Source organism: Burkholderia cepacia, assembly GCF_029962485.1.
In the GTDB taxonomy this organism is placed as follows: domain Bacteria; phylum Pseudomonadota; class Gammaproteobacteria; order Burkholderiales; family Burkholderiaceae; genus Burkholderia.
Genome location: NZ_CP073637.1, coordinates 1,585,187 through 1,604,931, shown reverse-complemented (window position 1 = coordinate 1,604,931; position 19,745 = coordinate 1,585,187). Strand labels below are relative to the sequence as shown.

Below are 19,745 nucleotides of genomic sequence, written 5' to 3'. Positions count from 1 at the left end.
TGTACCGGCCCGCAAGCCCGGCCGGCGCAAGTCGGCGCACGTCAGTCGAGGTCCTCCGCCCGCGCCGGCATTTGCCGCACGAGTTCCCAGATCGCCTGCGCCGCGGGCGACAACGACCGGTCGCGGCGGCGCACCAGCTCGACCGTCCGCTCGGTGCGCGGCGTGAGCGGCCGCGCGACCAGCGTCGATCCGGCCGGGAGCGGCAGCGACAGCCACGGCTGCACGCTCACGCCAACGCCCGCCTCGACCAGCCCGAACACCGTCGCCGAATGCCCGAGCTCCTGCATGACCGTCGCATTGACGTGATGGGCGGCCAGCGCGGCATCGATCAGCGGCCGGCTGCCCGACGCATGATCGAGCAACACGAGGCGCTCACCGTCCAGCGCCGTCCACGGCACCTCGGCCCGCGCCGCGAGCGGATGGTCGGCACGTGCGACGAGACAGAACGAATCGGTCATCAACGGCTCGCACACGAGATCGGCGACCGTCAGCGGCCCGATCACGACACCAAAGTCGACTTCGCTCGACTTCACCTTGCGCAAGACGTCACTCTGCACGTCGTCGCGCAGACCCAGCGTCACGAACGGGAACTGGCGCTCGCACGACGCGACCACACGCGGCATCAGCCGGCAGGCGATCGTCGGGCTCGCCGCGACGATCACGCGCCCGCGGCGCTGCTCGCCAATCTCGCGAATCTCGCGCAGCGTGTCGTCGAGGTCGTCGATCAGGCGCGACACGCTCGCGATCAGGTTCGCGCCAACGTCGGTCAGTTGCACGTCGCGCGTCGTGCGGTCGATCAGCTTCAGCCCGAGCTCTGCCTCGAGTTCGCGCACGCAGCGGCTGACCGCGGACTGCGTGAGCCCGATCTCGTCGCCCGCGCGACTGAAGCTCCTGAGCCGCGCGACCTCGATGAATACGCGAAGCTGGCGCAGCGTGACGTTCATCTCCTGACCTCATCAATCGTCGATATCGATGCGCGATTTTAATGCGCGAATCCGGCCTCGATGTGCGAATCCGGCACCTGCCGCGAATGTTTCGCTGCGGTGCAATACATCGCCAAACGCACGTGGTGCGGGCGAACTGCACAAGATTGGTGATTGTCCCGATTTGCTGGCGGGTTATTTTGGCGTCTTATACGCCCCTAGCTGACTTAGCCGTTAGCTCGCTGCCAAGCGGCTCTCGAGGGATTCACCTCCGACATGGCACGCTTCGTGCATTACCTGGCGCACAGGGCGCAGGTTTCGTCGGACGGAAGAGCAGAAACGCCGCTGCCGGCCAACCGGACGCCCCCACCCGGCACTCGACGATCGAGTGCTTGAAGAGTGCGCGGCGCAGGGCAGCGCACCGGAGTTAGCTTCGCTGAGGTGAGGACATGATGCTGTTCGACGATTTGAGAGATAACGAGTGGGCGCTGGTCGAGGGTCTGTTTTGCTCGGAACCCGCACGGAGTGAACGGCGCGGCCGTCCCCGCGTGGAAGCCCGCTCGGTGGTCAACGCCGTGCTGTGGGTGCTGTCGACGGGTGAAGGCTGGTCGAAGCTGCCGGGCCGCTACCCGTCGCCGCCGACCTGCCGCCGTCGCTTCGACGAATGGCAGGCGGACGGCACGCTCGCCGAAATCGTGAAGCGACTCGGCACGAGCGGCCGGCAGATCTCGCTGCGCGGGCGCATCGGCGCAAGCGCCGCGAAGCCGCCCGCACCGCCGAGCCGCGACCGGCTGCGCGGCGCCTTCTGGACCAACCCGGAATCCTGGCGCGCGCCCGTCAAGATGGCGTAACGCATGCTCGATCGGGCGGCTTCGGCCGCCCGGTTTCTTTCTGCGACGCGACCTTTTCGCGGCGCCTGTATTGCCGTCGATTACCGTTGTCGTGCCGAGATACATCTATTTACCAATATTTACAGCAAGCCTGCACTCCCGCGCTTACCTTAGCGACATATCAACAGGCCGCGTCGACGGCTTGAAGGGAGCCCCGCCATGAAACCAATGTCACTGCTCGTTGCATGCGGCATTGTCATTTCCCTGGCACTGACCGCTCCAGCCCATGCCGACGATCGCACGAAGCCGCCTCATCGCCAGCAGGATCACCGGAATACCCTCCGCCAGCCGCCGTCCGCCAACGCGTCCGGCCGGCAGACCGTACCGCGCGGCGACCTGCGCGGCGACATTGCCAGCAACGCGCGGGCGCGCATCGGCTCGCAGCCGACCGACGTGCCGCGTCATCCGTAGTCCTGCCGATTTCAGGAATTCGCCAAAGAAAATGACCGCTTTCGGGAACTGCGCCGCAAGCGACGAGTCACATCGTTGCCATGAGCACAGCGTGGCAACAGCAAAAGTATCCGGTACGCCCGTATCCTCGTGATACGGGCTTTTTTTTGGCATGACCAGCCCGCGCGGCGACGCACGAGCCGGAATGATCCGCCGCTACAGGCGGCTTTCGAGAATCGCCACGGCACTCGCTTCGCTTAACGCGTAGTCGTCCATGCGGCGATCGGTCCAGGAAAGTAATTTCTCGTCATGCTCGAGGCGCGAGAATTCGGCTCGACCGCTGTCGGTCAGCACGGCGATGTCGACCGGGGCGTGGAAGCCCGGTGCGGGGGCAACGGTCTTCTGCCTGACCGTGTCCATCAGCCCGAGCGAACGGAGATACTCGAACACGCCCGGGCGGCGTGCCCACGGTACCTGGCGGTACTGCACTCGTCTCAATGCGTCGAGCACCGCTTCGTTGGAATACGTGGCCATCTCGATTCTTTCTTAAAGTGCAGCGACAATGCGAAGCGGCGCGCCGGGCGAGGTCTCCGCCCGCCGATACCGCCACCGATTCTGGAGGCCGACGTTCGGCGTCGCGTCAGGGCCGGATCGTCAGCCGTCCATAAAAAGACACCATACCCCAATCAAATTGATTCTGTTCGATTCATTTGTACTTCTCTTCATCTGTTTCATGCTCTGCCGCAAATGGCGGAGAATCATCTCGATCGCCGCCGTTGCGCTGTTCTGGCTGCTCGCGACGGGCTGGCTCGCCGCGCCGCTGATCGCCTGGACCGAGGCTGGCGTCACGCCGGTCGAGCACCCGGACATGCACGGGCGGACCACGCTGATTCTCATCGGCGCCGGCACGCACCGCACCGACAACGGGCTGCGCCCGCCACCCGACGGCGCCGCGCGCATCCACACGATTGCGGCGCTCTATCGCACATGCCGGCAGCAGGCCGAACGCTGCACCGTCGTGATGTCGGGCGGCGACCCGCAGCATCACGGCGAAACCGAAGCAGCCGTATACGGGCGCCAACTCGTCGCGGAAGGCGTTGCTCCTGCCGACCTCATTCTCGAACCGGACAGCCGCACGACCTACGAAAACGCGAAATTCACTGCGTCTATACTACGCTCACAGTATGACGACGCGCGCATTCTCGTCACCTCGTCTTACCAGATGCGCCGCGCGCTGCTCGATTTCCGCCGTTTCGGCATCGACCCGCAGCCCGTTTATGCGAATCGCCGGCTTGCCCAAACAGGCTGGCTGCCGCGCTGGCGCAATGTGGCCAATGCCGAGCAGGCGCTGCACGAACTGGTCGGCATCGCGCAATTCCACGTGTACCGGTGGCTCGGCTGGTTTTGAAAATTGCGGGAAAACGGGCGCGGAAATGGCGATTCCGCCCAGGATGGCATGCGCATGACGAAGTATGCGAAGTGTTGCGCGACTTCAACGGGGCCTTGCGTAGCGCCGCGATCCGATGCACATTGATCCGTCACTTTTGTTACACTCGACACGCACTCGATTGCAGTCGCCAGACAAAACGGCAACACTCGGGTTCATCACCACTTAGCGGAGGTAAAGCAATGAAGAAGACGTCCCTGGCTATCCTGGTAGCGATGTCGGCGCTGACTGGCGCAGCGTATGCGCAAGAGAGCACGCAGATCCAGACCATCACCGATCCGGCCAAGATCGCCGAGATCGAGCAGCGCGCACAAGCGCTGCAGCAGCAGCAAGCGGCTGAAGCCGCTCAGCCGGCGATGCAGGAAGAGCATCACCACGGCAAGAAGGCTGCTCATCACAAGGCAGCAGCGAAGAAGGCCGGCAAGAAGGCAGCCAAGGCTGCAGACGCTGCCAGCCAGTAAGTTCGGCGGCACCGCACAAGCGAAAAGCCGAATCCGGGCAACCGGGTTCGGCTTTTTTGGTTGCGGCGCCTGCGCGCTGTGCTAAAGTCGCGCACCGAAATTTTCCACCCGTGCGCACCCCGGTGCGGAGGACAGCATGAGCAACATTCAACTCGACATCGAGTGGACCGAAGCCGCCACTCGCCAGATCAAGCAACTGATGCCCCGCGGCTCAGCCGACGCATTCCTCGCGCTGCCGCCGATCGAATGCCTGCCGATGGAGGGCGACGTGCTGTTTCTCGGCCCGCAAGGCAAGCAGGCGCCGTTCATCGTGGCCGAGCGCCAGTATCACCATGACGGCGACGCCGACTGGACGATCATCCTGATCCTCGACGTCCCCGGCACGTCGCACTGACGCACCGCTGCGACCGGATGCGTCCGGTCGCCCTACCCGGCTCAGACGAGCTTCGACAGCACGCGGATTTCGGAACTTTCGATCCAGTCCGCGGCCGCTTCCCGATAAGCGAGAATGTGCGCGGAACGCGCATGGGCAGCCAATGCCTCCTCGCTCTCCCAACGCTCGACGAATACGAATCGCGCAGGCTCCTTCAGATCCCGGTGCAGGTCGTACTGCAATGCGCCGGCTTCGTTGCGGGTCGGCCCGACGATCCCTTCGAGCGCGGTGCGCAGATTTTCCTCGGTACCCGGCTTCGCCACGATCAGCGCCACGACTGCAATTGCCGCCATTCCCGACTCCTTCATCGATAAAAGTCCGAGAATACGCGAATCACACATCGCGCATCGGCCACGCCGATGCGACACGAACCGACGGCCCCAAAAAAATAGCCCGCGCTTCAGAGAAGCGCGGGCGAAACCGTCGCCCTACGAGGATAGGCGACGGGGCCATCGAGATCCGCACGCTGGCGCGGATCGTCATCGGTTGCACCGGCGCATGTCGCGCCGGCATTCGAAGACGCCGATACCGATGATCCGGCGCTCGCGGCGCCCGCCCGGCATCTGACGTCATCCTCCCTGTTTCAACAATTCCAACATATAAAGCAGGTTGCATGCCAGCCCTCGCACGCCGATCATTTCGTTGATTTAAAAGGATATTTTTCGATGTCCGAGACAATGTGACACGTGTTCTGCCGCCGTAACGCGCGGATGTTACGTAACGTCACCAGGAGGGACCGACCCGCTCGCACATGCTCACACCGGAGCAAGCAGCCATGAAAAAAGCCCGCCGAATGGCGGGCTTTTTGGTGATGCAGGGAGGTACCGCGATCAGCGCAGCTGATTCACGAGCAGCCCCATGATCTGGCGTGCCGCCGACGTCGTGTCGATCGCCCCCGCATCGTCGACGATCGCAACGCGCGTCTGGTCGGCCGTGACCGCCTTCACGTTGACGCGGTACTGCTTCGCCTGCTTTTCCTTCTTGCCGTGGAACAGCTGGCTCCAGAAGCCCTGCTCGGCCGAGGTCAGATCCTTCGGATCGACGTAGCGCACGAAATACAGACCCTTCGTGCGATCGCGATCGTCGACCGTGAAGTTCGCGCGATCGAGCGCGAGGCCGACGTGCAGCCACGACCGATCGTACGGCTCGCCGAGCGTGACTTCGGACGGCACAGCCGCGTCGGCCGCGTCGTTGCCTTGTGCCGACGTGCGCGTGACGTTCTGCGCGGCGACCGCCGCGGCAGCCTTCGACGATGCGTCGGCGTCGGCCTTCTTCTCCGCCGGTACCGTGTTGTCCTTGATGTTCGCGATCGGCGGTTCGCCGTTCTTCGCGCGCTGTGCATTCTGCGCGAGCACGGCCATCAACCGCTTCAGGTATTCAGTCTCGAGCGCCGGATCGTTCGGCTTCGGCTCCCACTTGCTCGAATCGTTGTTCGCACCCGTGATCGCCTCGCGCATGCCCTTCTGGCTGATGAACACGTAGGTGCCGCCGTTCGGCGCCGAATCGAGGCGCGTGCGGTACTTGTTGCGTTCGGCCGTCACGTACGAGTTGCCCATCGCCTTCGAGATCACGCTGCGGATCAGGCCGTCGTTGATCTGCGGGTGGGTTTCGTTCCAGTCGGTTTCCATCACGCCCTTGTCGCGCTGGTCGACCACGAGCAGGAAGCCCTGCTCCTGCCAGAACCGGCGGACCTGCGGCCAGATGTCGGCCGGCTGCTTGGCGTCGATCACGAGCCAGCTCTCGGTGCCATCGCGCTGGATATGCATGCCGGTCACGGTCGGCGCGACGGTGTCGAGCGCAGGCGCTGCCTGCTGGACCTGCTGAAGCGCAGACAGGGAAGTCGCGCCGCCCTGGGGCGGCAGCGAACGCTGATCGGCCGTCTCGTCGAGCATGTTGGGCGGCACTGCGAGCGACGCTTCCTTCGATTTCGAATCGCTCTTGTAGTCCACTTTCGTGGGCGACGACGTACCGCAACCGGCGACGAGCGCGCCGGTGGCGAGCACTGCAGCGAACCGCATGGTAAGACGAAGATCAGTCATGTTCGGGGAATCCTCTTCCGCTAAATCACGGCGCTTTCCGTGGATCAACCTTGCATTTTACCGGGGCCGCGCCGCGATGTGCAAAAAAGCGACGGGCAAGAAAAAACCCGCGCCAGCCTGTGCTGACGCGGGTTCTTTGTCTGGTCGGGGCGAGAGGATTTGAACCTCCGACCACCTGCACCCCATGCAGGTACGCTACCAGGCTGCGCTACGCCCCGAAAGAAGAAAAGTATAACAGACACTGTTCCGATTTAGAATCGGGTCGCATGCATTTTGTGAATGTTCTTGTGAAATTTTTTGGCCTGACGGCACGGCTGCCCGTGCCCGTGCGCATGGCGGCACGCCTTGCGCACCGACCTCACGGCCCTTGCATCGCATTCACCGCTTGCGCGCCACACAGATGACCGTCAATCCGGCGACGCGATTGAAGCGGAACATCGGCAACTCGATGCGACAGATCGCCTTGAGCAGGCCGTTGACGAGCGGATGGTGAAGGCGCAGTTGCGATGCCGGCTCGCGCGGCTGCCGACGCGCACGCTCGCCGAGCCGCAACGCGGCCGCCAGCGGAAACGTGAGACCGAAATAATAAGCGCCGTGCTCGACGTCGAGCCCCGCGCGACGCACCACCTCCTCGAGACTGCCTAACGTATAGCGGCGCTTGTGCTCGAGAAAATCATCATGGCCGCTCCAGAGAAACTGGAACGCCGGCACCGTGATCAGGAACCGGCTGCCCGAAGGCGCGCCCCTCACGTACTGCGTCAGCAGACCGACGTCGTCGTCGACATGCTCGAGCACATCCATCAGCAACACGAGATCGGCATCGAAGCGTTCGACGGATCGCCGAAAGTGAATGGGCTTGCCGGCCGTCTCCTCGTCGGTATCGTCGGCGTAGCTTGTATCGACACACCACGCTTCCGATGCCTGCGTGCGCTCCAGCAGGTGCTTCGAGAAAAAGCCGGAGCCCGCTCCAACGTCGAGGATCCGGTTCGCGCCCGCCCCGCCCAGAAACCGTCGGATCGCGCTCGCCTTCGACGCGTAGTACCAGTGATCGCCTACCCCCGCACCCAAAACGTCGACTTCCTTCAGGTCCATGGCGCTTCCCCGTGATGGCTACCGTGTTGTGATCGAACCAGCCACTGATGTCGATCTTACCTCGCCGTCAACACCGATCGTATTCGGTGATGCACGGCCCGCGTCAGCCACGTTTCTCATCAAAAAGGACGATGGCCGATTCGCCGTAAATCGCTACCGTGCGGTTAGCCGGCGCGAGATCGACGCGCCCGGCGAACCGTCCGACTGCATGCCGATCGATCCGGCCCGCCCGGCTTTGCCGCGTTGCGCGAGACAGGCGGCGGCTTCGGTCACCCCGCGGTCGCGACGTCTTGTAACCGTCTTCGACAAAGGGCATTGAATGCATCAGAAAAACGAAATCTCCCGTCGACAATTTCTCCGGCTGAGCGCCGGCACGATAGGCGTGGCGCTGGGGAGCGCGTCGCTGCTATCGGCATGCGGCGGCGACTCGATCTCGGTCGCACCGGTCACGACACCGCGGCTGGCTTCGGTATCGAACTTTCGCGACACGGCCGGGCCGGACGGCACCGGCTATGCAACGACCGGCGGCGCAAAGATGAAGAAAGGCGTGATCTACCGCTCGTCTGCGCTCGCGCTGTCCAGCGCCGACGTCGCGACCGTCGGCACGCTCGGCATCAAGCAGATCTGCGACCTGCGCACGCCCGCCGAAATCAAGACGCAACCGGATGTGACGCTCGCCGGTGCCGTCTGGCAAAACCTCAACGTGCTCGGCGCCGCCAGCATCGATCCGCTCCCGACCAGCGGCGCAACCGCGACCGCTTTCATGCTGAGCATGTACCGCGCGTTCGTGACGTCGGACACGGCGCATGCGAGCTATCACGCGCTGTTCACCGGCTTCGCCGGCACGGGTGAAAACCTGGTGTTCCATTGCACGGCCGGCAAGGATCGCACCGGCTGGGCAACCGCCATCCTGCACACGATCGTCGGCGTCCCGCAGCAAACGATCGTCGACGACTACCTGCTCACCAACACGTACAGCGCGGCCGAAATCGCCGCCTCCGTCGCCCAGGCCCAAAAAGCCGGTGGGCAGAATGCAGCGGACATGATGACCGCATTGCAAGGCGCACACGCCGACTATCTGCAAGCGGCATTCGATCAGGTCACGACTTCGTACGGCTCGATGGCGTCGTATATCGAGAACGGCCTGCAACTCGACCAGGCCACGCAGAACGCGATCCGGCAGCGCCTGCTGGTCTGACCGGCCACCGTATCGCCCATCCGGGCAAACCTGCGCCAGCCAAGGCTCGCGACGGATTTGCCCGGTCGCCGCAAAAAGCCCCGGCCGACGCCCGGCAAAAACCAAACGACCGTTTGATCCGGCCGCCCGACCACCGCGAATCCATTGTCCCGCCGCCCGCCGGCGCACCACGCCCGGGCGCCCGTTGTTTGGTAACGCCGCTCTAGCACGCTATGACACACTGCACGGCATCGACGCTCGCGCCGTGCAGTGGCACGCGCCGCCGTCGATCACGACAAGACATGGAGACAGACGATGCGGAATGCGGTCCGGCGCGGCCATCGCTCGCCTTTGGCAATTTTCGACTGGATGTCCGGCCTGCGACGCACGGCCGCCCCGGCGTCGCACACCGCGTCCCGCGTATTCGGCTGCGGCGCACTTGCGCTCGCGCTGCTCTGCGCCGGCTGCGCGGAATCGGCCGCGCAGCGCGACGGCAGCCCTTCGGTCGCGTCGACGAAGATCGAACGCACCAAAGCCGAGCGCCTCGCACGCGAGCAGCAGATCGCACGCACCGTACCGTCGGTCGCGTCGCTCAGCCTCACGCAACCGCGCCCGTTCACGCTGCGTGACTCGGGCCAGAACGGCGCGATGACGTTCCTGCGCGACGTCGATTTCCGCATCGTCAACAACCTCGGTTTCTTCATTCATCAGTTGTCGGCCACGCTCGTGCCGACGCAGGCCGGCGCGCCGATCGTGTTCGACGATCCGACGAGCTTCCAGATCGACGTGCACGAAGGCACGGTCACGCTCGACAACGCGAAGCTGACCGCCCTCTTCAACACCTACATCTTCGGCTACCGCAACGCGCCGCTGCGCAAGCTGGCCGTATCGGCCGGCGACGGCGTGATCCATCTTCAAGGCGAGATGCAGCGCGACAGTTGGGTCCCGTTCTCGCTGACGGGCACGCTTGCGATACGCGACGGTAGCCAGCTCGTGTTCCACCCGACCGGCGTACGCGTGTCGGGCATCAACGCGCAACCGGTGATGCGCGCGGCCAACGTGAAGATGGCCGATCTGCTGAAAGTCCAGACGCCGATCGCGCAGCTCGCCGGCGACGATCTCGTGATGGCGGTCGACAAGCTGATGCCGCCGCCGCGCCTGAAGCTCACGATCACCGCGCTGCGCGTGACGCCGGCCGGCCTCGACCTGAAGCTCGACGACGGCACGCATGCCGGCTTCGCGATGCCCGCGAGCGCACCGCAGCAGGCGATGTATATCCGCGGCGGCGACGTGAAGTTCATGCGCTCGATGCCGATGAACGCGGACATCCTGATCGGTCCTGTCGATCCGTCGAAGCGCGACCAGACGTTCGTGTTCGACCTGTATCACTATCGCGACCAGGTGTCGGCCGGCTACTTCAATTTCGATGAGAGCGGTGCAATGGCGATCCGGATGCCCTCGTACACGGGCCCGGCCAGCGGCGCGCTGCTCGGCAACGCGACCGCGCGCCTGAACGACAGCTTCCTCGCCACGCAGCAGTCCGCGCTGCGCGACGTGCGCCAGCACTGGGAAGCCTATGCGCTCGCGGCGGACACCCTGCATCCCGGCATGCAAAAGGTCGCGATGCGGCGCACTTCGACCACGCCGTTCAACGAACGGCACGTGTCGAACCGCAACCCGACGATCCATCTGCGCAACGTCGACTTCAACCTGTCCGGCGATATCGGCTTCCATGTCGAGGATCTCGACGTCGAGCTCGTGTCGAAGCGGCCCGGTGAGCCCGTCGATCTCGACGATCCGAACCAGTACGACATCCGCATTCTCGGCGGCACGGTCGTCGAGTCGTGGAAGGCGATGTCCGCGCTGTTCAACAACTACCTGCTCGACTACTCGCCGCGTTCGCTGAACGACCTGCAACTGAGCGCGGACGGCCAGAACCTGCGCGTCCACGGCGGCATCAAGCTGTGGAATCACGTGCCGGGCGTCTGGCTGCCGACCGACATGAAGGGCTCGCTGACGGTACTCGACGACCGGCACCTCGCGTTCAAACCTGCACAGGTGTCGGTGCTCGGCATTCCGCAGGCGCAGCTCCTGCGCTCGCTCGGCATCGAGCTCGCGTCGCTGACGCCGCTGCAGCGGCGCGGTGCGGAGCTGCGCGGCGACACGCTCGTGCTCGACCAATACACCGTGTTCCCGCCGCCGATGCTGAACGGCAAGCTCGGGCAGGCCACGGTCGAGCGCGACGGACTGCGCCTCACGTTCCGGCGCGCGGCCGGCGCACCCGCGCCGAAGCGGCCGCAGATCGACGCGCCGAGCTACATGTGGATGGAAGGCGGCGACATGAAGATGTTCAACGTGCTCGAGCTGAACGTGCGCGCGCTGATCCGCAATTCGGCCGAGGCCGGCCCGATGCGTTTCGACCTGTACGGCTACCGCAGCCAGGTCGCGCAGGGCTCGGTGCGGATGCTGCCGGACGGTACGCTGGTCGTCGACATGGGCCAGAAGGATCCGCTCGCGTCGCGCTGATGCGTACGTGCGGTGCCCATGAAAAAAGCCCAGTGGCGCATCGCCAACCGGGCTTTCCCTTTGATCTCGTTCGCGCTGCGCGCTCAGTCGTGCTTCAGTCCGTCGATCACGTCGAGCAGCGCCTGCCGCAATGCGATGACGTCGACGGTTCCACCCGGCTTGCCCGATACACGCACGTCGGCGGCCTGCAACTCGGGTTCGACCGGTTCCGCCGCGCCCCGCTCGCTACCCGGCGAATCGAGCCGGTTGCGTGCACCGTTGATCGTGAATCCCTGCTCGTAGAGCAACTCGCGAATCCGCCGGATCAGCAGCACTTCGTGATGCTGGTAATACCGACGATTGCCGCGCCGTTTCACCGGCCGCAGCTGAGTGAATTCCTGTTCCCAATAACGCAGCACATGCGGCTTGACCCCGCACAGTTCGCTGACTTCACCGATCGTGAAGTAGCGCTTCGCGGGAATCGGAGGCAAGACGACTTTCTCAACCGTAGTGGTCATCGTCGGTTAACCGTCGGTAAAGGGTGCGCGGCGGCCGCGCGGAGACTGCTGCGTGCGGCGCTTATTCCGCGCCGTTTTCGACCAGCGCCTTCAGCTTCTGGCTCGCGTGGAAGGTTACCACCCGGCGCGCCGCGATCGGAATCGCCTCGCCCGTCTTCGGATTGCGGCCCGGACGCTGCGGCTTGTCGCGCAACTGGAAATTACCGAATCCCGACAGCTTGACGCTCTCGCCGTTTTCGAGCGCGTCGCGGATCACCTCGAAAAACGCCTCGACCATGTCCTTCGCTTCACGCTTGTTCAGCCCGACGCTGTCGAACAGCAGCTCCGCCAGCTCCGCCTTCGTCAGCGTGGGCGTCTCGGGGGACGCCGGCGCCGAAGCGTCGCGGTTCATGGCGCTGCGTTGCGCCGTCAGGAGGGCTTCGAATTCACTCGAGGTCATGTCGTTCATATCTGCCATACAGCGCGTTAAATCAAAACTTACGATGGGAAAAAGCCGCCCGCGAACGGGCGGGCCCTCTCCTTAGCCGCGCAGGCGGGCGCCGGTACGAGCCATCCGCTCGACCAGCGTCTGGATCGCCTGATCGACGACCTCGTCCTGTAGCGTGCCAGCCGCGTCCTGCAGCGTCACGCGGAAGGCAAGGCTCTTCTCGTGTGCGGCAAGACCACCGGAAGTATTTGATTTTGCACGAAATTCGTCGAAGAGTACAACCTTCTGAACGAATCGGCAGGCCTCTTCGGCAAGCGCCTTCTTCATTTCGTCGAAAAGTGCCTGAACCTCGACCGCCTGATCGACGACAACGGCGATATCGCGACGGACCGGCGGGAATTTCGACACGTCGGTCGGGGCCGGCAGCGCACGTGCAATCAGCGCGTCCGCATCGATCTCGAACATCACCGGCGCGTGCGGCAGCTCGTACTTCTGCATCAGGCGCGGGTGCAGCTCGCCGATCCAGCCGACCGCACGGCCATCGACCTCGATGCGTGCGCTGCGGCCCGGATGGAGGGCCGGATGCTCTGCCTTCACGAAGCGTGCGGCGGCCGGCGCCAGCAGCGCCTCGAGATCGCCCTTCACGTCGAAGAAATCGACCGCGCGGGTAGCGACGCCCCACTGCTCGTCAACTGCCGGACCGTACGCCAGCGCGCCGACACGCTTCGGTTGCGCATGACCTTCGACCGCCAGCTCGCCGGCCTTCACCGACGAATCGGCGAGGAACACGCGGCCCGACTCGAACACGCGCACGCGATCGGCACGGCGGTTCAGGTTGTGGCGCAGCACGGCGATCAGGCTGCCGAACAGCGTCGTGCGCATCACCGAAAGCTGGCTCGCGATCGGGTTCAGCAACCGGATCGGGTTGTCGTTGCCGGCGAAATCGTGCTCCCACTCCGCATCGACGAAGCTGAAGTTGACGGTTTCCGCGTAGTCGCGCGCGGCGAGCGCGTGACGGATGTCGTGGATCGAGCGCCGCGTCTCGTTGGTCGCGCGCATTTCGCTCGTCGCGACCGGCGGACGCGCCGGAATCTTTTCGAAACCGTAGATGCGCGCCACTTCCTCGATCAGGTCTTCCTCGATCTCGATGTCGAAGCGGTGCGACGGCGGCGTGACGAGGAATGCGTCGTCTTCACGCTCGAACGGCAACGCGAGGCGCGTGAAGATGCTGGCGATCTCGTCGGCGCTGATCTTCACACCGATGATGCGGTTCGCGCGCGACACGCGCATCTTCACCGGCGCGCGCTGCGGCAGGCTCACCGACTGATCGTCGACCGGGCCGGCCTTGCCGCCGCAGATCTCGAGAATCAGTTGCGTGATGCGCTCGACGTGCTCGACGGTCGTCGCGTAGTCGACACCGCGCTCGAAGCGATGCGCCGCATCGGTCGAGAAGTTGTACTTGCGCGCGCGGCCGCGGATGCTGTCCGGCCACCAGAACGCGGCTTCGAGATAGATGTTGGTCGTATCGAGCGTGACGGCCGTGCTGTCGCCGCCCATGATGCCGGCCAGGCTCTCGACTTGGGCGGCATCCGAAATCACGCCGACCGTTTCGTCGAGTTCGACGGTGTTGCCGTTGAGCAGCTTCAGCGATTCGCCGCGCTTGCCCCAGCGCACCTCGATACCGCCATGGATCTTGTCGAGATCGAACACGTGCGACGGGCGGCCGAGCTCGAACATCACGTAGTTCGAGATGTCGACGAGCGCGGACACGCTGCGCTGGCCCGAACGCTCGAGGCGCTCGACCATCCACTGCGGCGTCTTCGCGTGCGCATTCACGCCACGGATCACGCGACCCGAGAAACGGCCGCACAGATCGGGCGCGGCGATACGCACCGGCAGCGTTTCGTCGAGCTCGACGCGCACCGGGCGGATGTCGACCGGCGTCAGCGGCGCGCCGGTGATCGCGGCCGTCTCGCGCGCGATACCGAACACGGACAGGCAGTCGGCCTTGTTCGGCGTCAGCTTGATTTCGAAGATCGTGTCGTCAAGATTGAGCGTCTCGCGGATGTCCTGGCCGACCGGTGTATCTTCCGGCAGGATCAGCAGGCCGCTGTGGTCCTCGGACAGCTTGAGTTCGCGTGCCGAGCACAGCATCCCCTGGCTCTCCACGCCGCGCAGCTTCGACAGCTTGATCGCGAACGGCTTGCCGCCCTCTTCCGACGGCGGCAGTTCCGCGCCGACCAATGCAACCGGCACCTTGATGCCGGGCGCGACGTTCGGCGCGCCGCAGACGATGTTCAGCGTCGCGCCGGTGCCGGCGTCGACCTGGCAGACATTGAGCTTGTCCGCATCCGGATGCTTGACGACTTCGAGCACGCGGCCGACGACGATCTTCGACGTCGGCGGCGCAGCCTTGCTCAGCGATTCGACTTCGAGCCCCGCCATCGTCAGCGCGTGCGACAGTTCGTCGGTCGTCAGCTGCGGGTCGACAAAGGTTCTCAACCAGGATTCAGGGAATTGCATGGATGTCTACGTTCGAAACAGGTTAGATCGACGCCCGGGCCCCATCGGATCGTCCGTCGGGGCATGCGCGGGCACAGGTCGGCGCGGCGAGCGGCGTTATGCGAACTGGCGCAGGAAACGCAGGTCGTTCTCGAAGAACAGCCGGAGATCCTGGACGCCGTAGCGCAGCATCGTCAGGCGCTCGAGGCCGCTGCCGAACGCGAAGCCGATGTAGCGCTCGGGATCGAGGCCCATGTTGCGAATCACGGTCGGATGCACCTGCCCCGAGCCGGAAATCTCGAGCCACTTGCCGGCGTTCTTGCCTTGCTCGAACATCATGTCGATCTCGGCCGACGGTTCCGTGAACGGGAAATACGACGGACGGAAGCGCACGAGGATGTCGTCGCGCTCGAAGAATTTTTTCAGGAAGTCGGTGTAGACGCCCTTGAGGTCGGCGAAGCTGATGTTCTCGTCGATCCACAGCCCCTCAACCTGATTGAACATCGGCGAGTGGGTCGCATCGCTGTCGACGCGATACGTGCGGCCCGGCGCGATCACCTTGATCGGCGGACGGTTCATGCGCGCATAACGCACCTGCATCGGGCTCGTGTGCGTACGCAGCAGCAGCTGGCGGCCGTCGGCATCCTTGCCTTCGACGTAGAAGGTGTCCTGCATCGAACGCGCCGGATGGTTCTCCGGGCTGTTCAGCGAGGTGAAGTTGTACCAGTCGGTCTCGATTTCGGGGCCGTCGGCCACATCGAAACCGATCGAGCCGAAAATCTGTTCGACCCGCTCCCACGTGCGCATCACGGGGTGCAGGCTGCCTGCGCCGGCGCCACGGCCCGGCAGCGTCACGTCGATCGCTTCGGCGGTGAGGCGCTGATTCAGCAGCGCGTCGGCCAGTGCCTGGCGACGGGCGGTCAGCGCGGCTTCAACCTGCTGCTTCACGACGTTGATGCGTGCGCCTTCGGTCTTGCGTGTTTCGGGATCGAGCTTGCCGAGGCCCTTGAGCAACTCGGTCAGCGCACCCGACTTGCCGAGAAATCGTGCTTTCTCGTTTTCGAGCGTGGTGATGTCGGCAGCCTGTTCGAAGGACTGCTGCGCGTCGGCGACAATCTGGTCCAGATCCATAGATCCCATCATTTCCAACGTCATTCGGTCTTGGCGAGCGAAACTGCTCCACCAAACAAAAAAGGGGCTCGGAAGAGCCCCGTTTTCGCTGCAGCGGCCGAAACTACCGGAACATCGCTGCAACTAACCACGCAGTGCTAATTTGGCAATTAGGCTGCAACGGCGGCTTTCACCTGCTTGACGATCGCAGCAAAAGCAGCCTTGTCGAACACCGCCATGTCGGCCAGGACCTTACGGTCGAGTTCGATCGACGCCTTCTTCAGGCCGTTGATGAACACGCTGTAGGTCATGTCGTGCTGGCGAACTGCCGCGTTGATACGCGTGATCCACAGTGCGCGGAACACACGCTTCTTGTTGCGACGGTCGCGGTACGCGTACTGACCAGCGCGCATCACCGCCTGCTTGGCGATGCGGTAGACGTTATTGCGGCGGCCGCGATAACCCTTGGCCAGGTTGATGATCTTCTTGTGGCGGGCCCGTGCGGTTACCCCACGTTTGACTCGAGGCATGTTTCTCTCCTGTGAGTATCTGTTGAGGGGTTACGCGAACGGCAGCATTGCGCGGACGGAGTTCAGATCGGAATCATGAACTGCCGTTGCGCCGCGCAGGTGACGCTTGTTCTTCGTGGTTTTCTTGGTCAGGATGTGGCGCTTGAAGGCCTGACCGCGCTTGACGGTACCGCCCGGACGCACCACGAAGCGCTTTGCAGCACTCTTCTTGGTCTTCATCTTCGGCATGACGACAACTCCAGTTTATTAGATGGCGATGGGTGTGCGGTTGGCTTGCGCCCTTGACCCGCCCTTCGAAACCCAGTCCACTTGTGTACGGCGGACCGCTTGCGCAGCCGCCGTCATTGTTGGCACGCCGCCCTGACCGGGCAACGCGCCGAACCACTGTCGAACCAGCGCGCGAAGCGCGCGGGCCCGTTACTTCTTTTTCTTCGGCGAGAGCACCATGATCATCTGGCGCCCTTCCATCTTCGGCATCTGCTCGACCTGGCCGACTTCCTCGAGATCCGTGCGCAGACGCTCAAGCATCCGCATACCGATTTCCTGGTGAGCCATTTCACGGCCGCGGAAACGCAACGTGATCTTCGTCTTGTCGCCCTCTTCGAGGAAGCGCACGAGATTGCGGAGCTTGACGTTGTAGTCACCGTCATCGGTACCCGGGCGGAACTTGACTTCCTTGACCTGGATGACCTTCTGCTTCAGCTTCGCTTCGTGCTGCTTCTTCGATTCCTGGTACTTGAACTTGCCGTAATCCATCAGACGGCAAACCGGGGGAACCGCTTGCGGCGCGATTTCCACCAGGTCAACATCCAGTTCTTCCGATTTACGGAAAGCATCAGCGAGTTTTACGATACCGAGCGGTTCGTTCTCGATCCCGACCAGACGCACTTCCGGCGCAGTGATTTCACCGTTGATGCGGTGCGACGACTTATCAGTAGCGATGTTACGTTTCCTCTAAAAATTAAAAAAACGAGCCGCGCTGCCAGGGCGGTTACTTGAACGAGCGCAGGTCTTCCTGCAGACGCTCAACGAAGGCTTCGATCGGCATTACGCCAAGATCGACGCCGCCACGGGCACGCACGGCTACCGTTTGCGCATCACGCTCCTTATCACCCACGACGAGGAGATAAGGCACCTTTTCCAGCGTGTGCTCGCGTATTTTATAGCTAATCTTCTCGTTGCGCAAATCGGCCGCCACTCTAACCCCTTGTTTTTGCAACGTTTGGGTCAGAGACTGCGCATATTCGGCCTGACTTTCGGCGATATTGAGCACAATTGCCTGGAACGGCGCGAGCCAGACAGGCATTGCACCAGCATGGTGCTCGATCAAAATGCCGAGGAAACGCTCCATCGAACCGACGATCGCGCGGTGCAGCATGACCGGCCGGCGGCGGCTGTTGTCTTCCGCCACGTACTCGGCGCCGAGGCGCTCCGGCAGCACCATGTCGAGCTGCAGCGTGCCGCACTGCCACGAACGGCCGAGCGCATCCTTGATGTGGTACTCGATCTTCGGGCCGTAGAACGCGCCTTCACCCGGCAACTCTTCCCACGTGAGGCCGCAGGCCGTCAGCGCGTCGCGCAGGCCCTGCTCGGCGCGATCCCAGGTCTCGTCCGTGCCCGCGCGCTGCTCGGGGCGCAGCGACAGCTTGATGTCGATGTGATCGAAGCCGAAGTCCTTGTACACGCTCATGGCCAGCGTGTTGAACGCGATCGATTCCGAAATGAACTGGTCTTCCGTACAGAAGATGTGCGCATCGTCCTGCACGAAGCCGCGCACGCGCATCAGGCCGTGCAGCGCGCCCGACGCCTCGTTGCGGTGGCACGAACCGAATTCCGCGTAACGCAACGGCAGATCGCGGTACGAGCGCAGGCCGTGCTTGAACACCTGGACGTGGCCCGGGCAGTTCATCGGCTTGATCGCGTAGTCGCGCTTCTCCGACTCCGTCGTGAACATGTTCTCGCGGTAGTTCTGCCAGTGGCCCGACGCTTCCCACAGCGAGCGGTCCATGATCATCGGCGTCTTGATCTCGAGGTACCCAGCGTCGTTCACGCGGCGGCGCATGTACTGCTCGACCTGCTGCCACAGCGCCCAGCCCTTCGGATGCCAGAACACCATGCCCGGCGACTCTTCCTGCATGTGGAACAGGTCGAGCTGCTTGCCGAGCTTGCGGTGGTCGCGCTTTTCCGCTTCCTCGAGCATGTGCAGGTACTGGTCCTGATCTTCCTTTTTGGTCCAGGCCGTACCGTAGATGCGCTGCAGCTGCTCGTTCTTCGAATCGCCGCGCCAGTATGCGCCCGCGACCTTCATCAGCTTGAAGACCTTCATCTTGCCGGTGGACGGCACGTGCGGGCCGCGGCACAGATCGGTGAAGCCGCCGTGCGAGTACAGCTTGATTTCGTCGCTTTGCGGGATCGAGTCGATGATCTCGGCCTTGTACTTCTCGCCGATGCTGCGGAAGTAACCAGCCGCCTCGTCACGCGACACGACGCGGCGCGTCACGGGCTCGTCCTTCTTCGCGAGCTCCTGCATGCGCTTTTCGATCTTTTCCAGATCTTCCGGCGTAAACGGACGGTTGTACGAGAAGTCGTAATAGAAGCCGTTGTCGATCACCGGACCGATCGTCACCTGCGCATCCGGATACAGATCCTTCACCGCATACGCGAGCAAGTGCGCGGTCGAGTGACGAATGATGTCGAGACCGTCGGCATCCTTGTCCGTGACGATCGCGAGCGAAGCGTCGCGGTCGATCACCGTGGACGTATCAACGAGCTCGCCATCGAGCTTGCCACCAAGCGCAGCCTTCGCAAGGCCGGGACCGATCGAGGCTGCAACCTCGGCAACTGTCACCGGATGCTCGTATTGTCGAACTGAGCCGTCAGGCAAGCGTATCGAAACCATAGCAATCTCCGTGATGCCGACAGTGGGCGGCAGACCAGGTACGCGCGATTAAAAATCACGCACGAAATTTTCGCGACAAAAAAAATGCGGCCCCGCTTTCGAGGGGCCGCATTCGATACTTCACTCAAACTGAAAGGGCGAAAACGTTCCTCGACTAGCGTCGCTCCGAAGTAGTTTCGGTCAACGTTCGCGGTGTCATAACCGTATTCGCCTTGTTCGCGTTGAGTTCTTTACTGCATCGAACACCCGGAGGCCGGGCATTCTCAATTCGTTGGTAGGCTCGATTGGACTCGAACCAACGACCCCCACCATGTCAAGGTGGTGCTCTAACCAGCTGAGCTACGAGCCTAGTGAAGCTAAGATTATATGGAGCCGTTACCCGCTTGGCAAGTATTTTTATGC

The 19,745-nt window shown here is 63.5% G+C and carries 19 protein-coding genes, 2 tRNA genes and 1 pseudogene; 7 read left to right on the top strand and 15 right to left on the bottom strand.

Annotation, left to right across the window (positions count from 1 at the left end):
• Positions 1-41: 41 nt before the first annotated feature.
• Positions 42-944 carry a LysR family transcriptional regulator gene (locus KEC55_RS07440; protein ID WP_124454817.1) on the bottom strand — a complete coding sequence of 301 codons (903 nt, stop codon included), beginning with the start codon at positions 942-944 and terminating at the stop codon, positions 42-44.
• A gap of 431 nt (positions 945-1,375) precedes the next feature.
• Here KEC55_RS07440 and KEC55_RS07435 point away from each other — a divergent pair.
• Positions 1,376-1,771 (top strand): annotated as a pseudogene (locus KEC55_RS07435) (transposase); the annotation flags it as partial.
• A 201-nt stretch (positions 1,772-1,972) separates the two neighbouring features.
• Positions 1,973-2,224, top strand: a complete 252-nt coding sequence (locus tag KEC55_RS07430; protein WP_128842228.1) for a hypothetical protein — start codon at positions 1,973-1,975, stop codon at positions 2,222-2,224.
• Positions 2,225-2,419: 195 nt separating this feature from the next.
• Here the strand turns inward: KEC55_RS07430 and KEC55_RS07425 are convergent, their stop codons facing one another.
• The gene (locus tag KEC55_RS07425) at positions 2,420-2,737 is read right to left on the bottom strand and encodes a hypothetical protein (protein ID WP_176051226.1); all 318 of its coding nucleotides are present in this window, start codon (positions 2,735-2,737) and stop codon (positions 2,420-2,422) included.
• Between the two features lie 157 nt (positions 2,738-2,894).
• Here KEC55_RS07425 and KEC55_RS07420 point away from each other — a divergent pair, with 157 nt between their 5' ends.
• From KEC55_RS07420 to KEC55_RS07410, 3 genes are all read left to right on the top strand, one after another.
• Positions 2,895-3,611 (top strand): YdcF family protein, encoded by a 717-nt coding sequence (locus tag KEC55_RS07420; RefSeq protein ID WP_282507497.1) that lies wholly within the window; start codon positions 2,895-2,897, stop codon positions 3,609-3,611.
• A gap of 221 nt (positions 3,612-3,832) precedes the next feature.
• Positions 3,833-4,111: a hypothetical protein gene (locus tag KEC55_RS07415; RefSeq protein ID WP_175844316.1), complete on the top strand. Its 279-nt coding sequence runs from the start codon at positions 3,833-3,835 to the stop codon at positions 4,109-4,111.
• Positions 4,112-4,247: 136 nt separating this feature from the next.
• Positions 4,248-4,505, top strand: coding sequence for a DNA-binding protein (locus tag KEC55_RS07410; protein ID WP_282507351.1), 258 nt, complete (start codon positions 4,248-4,250; stop codon positions 4,503-4,505).
• A gap of 41 nt (positions 4,506-4,546) precedes the next feature.
• On the opposite strand, the gene KEC55_RS07405 is transcribed toward KEC55_RS07410, so the two are convergent.
• The 4 genes from KEC55_RS07405 to KEC55_RS07390 form a co-directional block, all read right to left on the bottom strand.
• Positions 4,547-4,837: a putative quinol monooxygenase gene (locus KEC55_RS07405; protein WP_282507350.1), complete on the bottom strand. Its 291-nt coding sequence runs from the start codon at positions 4,835-4,837 to the stop codon at positions 4,547-4,549.
• Between the two features lie 537 nt (positions 4,838-5,374).
• Positions 5,375-6,583, bottom strand: coding sequence for an outer membrane protein assembly factor BamC (bamC, locus tag KEC55_RS07400; protein ID WP_176051223.1), 1,209 nt, complete (start codon positions 6,581-6,583; stop codon positions 5,375-5,377).
• 141 nt (positions 6,584-6,724) lie between these two features.
• Positions 6,725-6,801 (bottom strand) — tRNA-Pro (locus KEC55_RS07395).
• Positions 6,802-6,961: 160 nt separating this feature from the next.
• Entirely contained in the window at positions 6,962-7,675 is a 714-nt protein-coding gene (locus KEC55_RS07390) for a class I SAM-dependent methyltransferase (protein ID WP_282507349.1), read from the bottom strand.
• Positions 7,676-8,057: 382 nt separating this feature from the next.
• Here KEC55_RS07390 and KEC55_RS07385 point away from each other — a divergent pair, with 382 nt between their 5' ends.
• Entirely contained in the window at positions 8,058-8,873 is an 816-nt protein-coding gene (locus KEC55_RS07385) for a tyrosine-protein phosphatase (protein ID WP_282507348.1), read from the top strand.
• Between the two features lie 294 nt (positions 8,874-9,167).
• Entirely contained in the window at positions 9,168-11,378 is a 2,211-nt protein-coding gene (locus KEC55_RS07380; protein WP_282507347.1) for a hypothetical protein, read from the top strand.
• A gap of 83 nt (positions 11,379-11,461) precedes the next feature.
• On the opposite strand, the gene KEC55_RS07375 is transcribed toward KEC55_RS07380, so the two are convergent.
• From KEC55_RS07375 to KEC55_RS07335, 9 genes are all read right to left on the bottom strand, one after another.
• Positions 11,462-11,875: a MerR family transcriptional regulator gene (locus tag KEC55_RS07375; protein WP_282507346.1), complete on the bottom strand. Its 414-nt coding sequence runs from the start codon at positions 11,873-11,875 to the stop codon at positions 11,462-11,464.
• 61 nt (positions 11,876-11,936) lie between these two features.
• Positions 11,937-12,323, bottom strand: coding sequence for an integration host factor subunit alpha (locus KEC55_RS07370; protein ID WP_034190156.1), 387 nt, complete (start codon positions 12,321-12,323; stop codon positions 11,937-11,939).
• 72 nt (positions 12,324-12,395) lie between these two features.
• Entirely contained in the window at positions 12,396-14,825 is a 2,430-nt protein-coding gene (gene pheT, locus KEC55_RS07365; protein ID WP_282507345.1) for a phenylalanine--tRNA ligase subunit beta, read from the bottom strand.
• 96 nt (positions 14,826-14,921) lie between these two features.
• On the bottom strand, positions 14,922-15,935 hold the full coding sequence (pheS, locus tag KEC55_RS07360; protein WP_059234715.1) for a phenylalanine--tRNA ligase subunit alpha: 1,014 nt from the start codon (positions 15,933-15,935) through the stop codon (positions 14,922-14,924).
• A 149-nt stretch (positions 15,936-16,084) separates the two neighbouring features.
• Positions 16,085-16,444 (bottom strand): 50S ribosomal protein L20, encoded by a 360-nt coding sequence (gene rplT, locus KEC55_RS07355; RefSeq protein WP_004192938.1) that lies wholly within the window; start codon positions 16,442-16,444, stop codon positions 16,085-16,087.
• 30 nt (positions 16,445-16,474) lie between these two features.
• Positions 16,475-16,672, bottom strand: coding sequence for a 50S ribosomal protein L35 (rpmI, locus tag KEC55_RS07350; protein WP_004191477.1), 198 nt, complete (start codon positions 16,670-16,672; stop codon positions 16,475-16,477).
• A gap of 189 nt (positions 16,673-16,861) precedes the next feature.
• Positions 16,862-17,386 (bottom strand): translation initiation factor IF-3, encoded by a 525-nt coding sequence (gene infC, locus KEC55_RS07345; RefSeq protein WP_071734130.1) that lies wholly within the window; start codon positions 17,384-17,386, stop codon positions 16,862-16,864.
• Between the two features lie 49 nt (positions 17,387-17,435).
• Positions 17,436-19,343: a threonine--tRNA ligase gene (gene thrS, locus KEC55_RS07340; protein ID WP_282507344.1), complete on the bottom strand. Its 1,908-nt coding sequence runs from the start codon at positions 19,341-19,343 to the stop codon at positions 17,436-17,438.
• Between the two features lie 272 nt (positions 19,344-19,615).
• Positions 19,616-19,692, bottom strand: a tRNA-Val gene (locus tag KEC55_RS07335).
• Positions 19,693-19,745 lie beyond the last annotated feature (53 nt).

Coding starts and splice junctions, on each gene's coding strand:
- KEC55_RS07440 (WP_124454817.1), bottom strand. CDS start 944: ATGAACGTCACGCTGCGCCAGCTTCGCGTATTCATCGAGGTCGCGCGG.
- KEC55_RS07430 (WP_128842228.1), top strand. CDS start 1,973: ATGAAACCAATGTCACTGCTCGTTGCATGCGGCATTGTCATTTCCCTG.
- KEC55_RS07425 (WP_176051226.1), bottom strand. CDS start 2,737: ATGGCCACGTATTCCAACGAAGCGGTGCTCGACGCATTGAGACGAGTG.
- KEC55_RS07415 (WP_175844316.1), top strand. CDS start 3,833: ATGAAGAAGACGTCCCTGGCTATCCTGGTAGCGATGTCGGCGCTGACT.
- KEC55_RS07410 (WP_282507351.1), top strand. CDS start 4,248: ATGAGCAACATTCAACTCGACATCGAGTGGACCGAAGCCGCCACTCGC.
- KEC55_RS07405 (WP_282507350.1), bottom strand. CDS start 4,837: ATGGCGGCAATTGCAGTCGTGGCGCTGATCGTGGCGAAGCCGGGTACC.
- bamC (WP_176051223.1), bottom strand. CDS start 6,583: ATGACTGATCTTCGTCTTACCATGCGGTTCGCTGCAGTGCTCGCCACC.
- KEC55_RS07390 (WP_282507349.1), bottom strand. CDS start 7,675: ATGGACCTGAAGGAAGTCGACGTTTTGGGTGCGGGGGTAGGCGATCAC.
- KEC55_RS07380 (WP_282507347.1), top strand. CDS start 9,168: ATGCGGAATGCGGTCCGGCGCGGCCATCGCTCGCCTTTGGCAATTTTC.
- KEC55_RS07375 (WP_282507346.1), bottom strand. CDS start 11,875: ATGACCACTACGGTTGAGAAAGTCGTCTTGCCTCCGATTCCCGCGAAG.
- KEC55_RS07370 (WP_034190156.1), bottom strand. CDS start 12,323: ATGAACGACATGACCTCGAGTGAATTCGAAGCCCTCCTGACGGCGCAA.
- pheT (WP_282507345.1), bottom strand. CDS start 14,825: ATGCAATTCCCTGAATCCTGGTTGAGAACCTTTGTCGACCCGCAGCTG.
- pheS (WP_059234715.1), bottom strand. CDS start 15,935: ATGGATCTGGACCAGATTGTCGCCGACGCGCAGCAGTCCTTCGAACAG.
- rplT (WP_004192938.1), bottom strand. CDS start 16,444: ATGCCTCGAGTCAAACGTGGGGTAACCGCACGGGCCCGCCACAAGAAG.
- rpmI (WP_004191477.1), bottom strand. CDS start 16,672: ATGCCGAAGATGAAGACCAAGAAGAGTGCTGCAAAGCGCTTCGTGGTG.
- thrS (WP_282507344.1), bottom strand. CDS start 19,343: ATGGTTTCGATACGCTTGCCTGACGGCTCAGTTCGACAATACGAGCAT.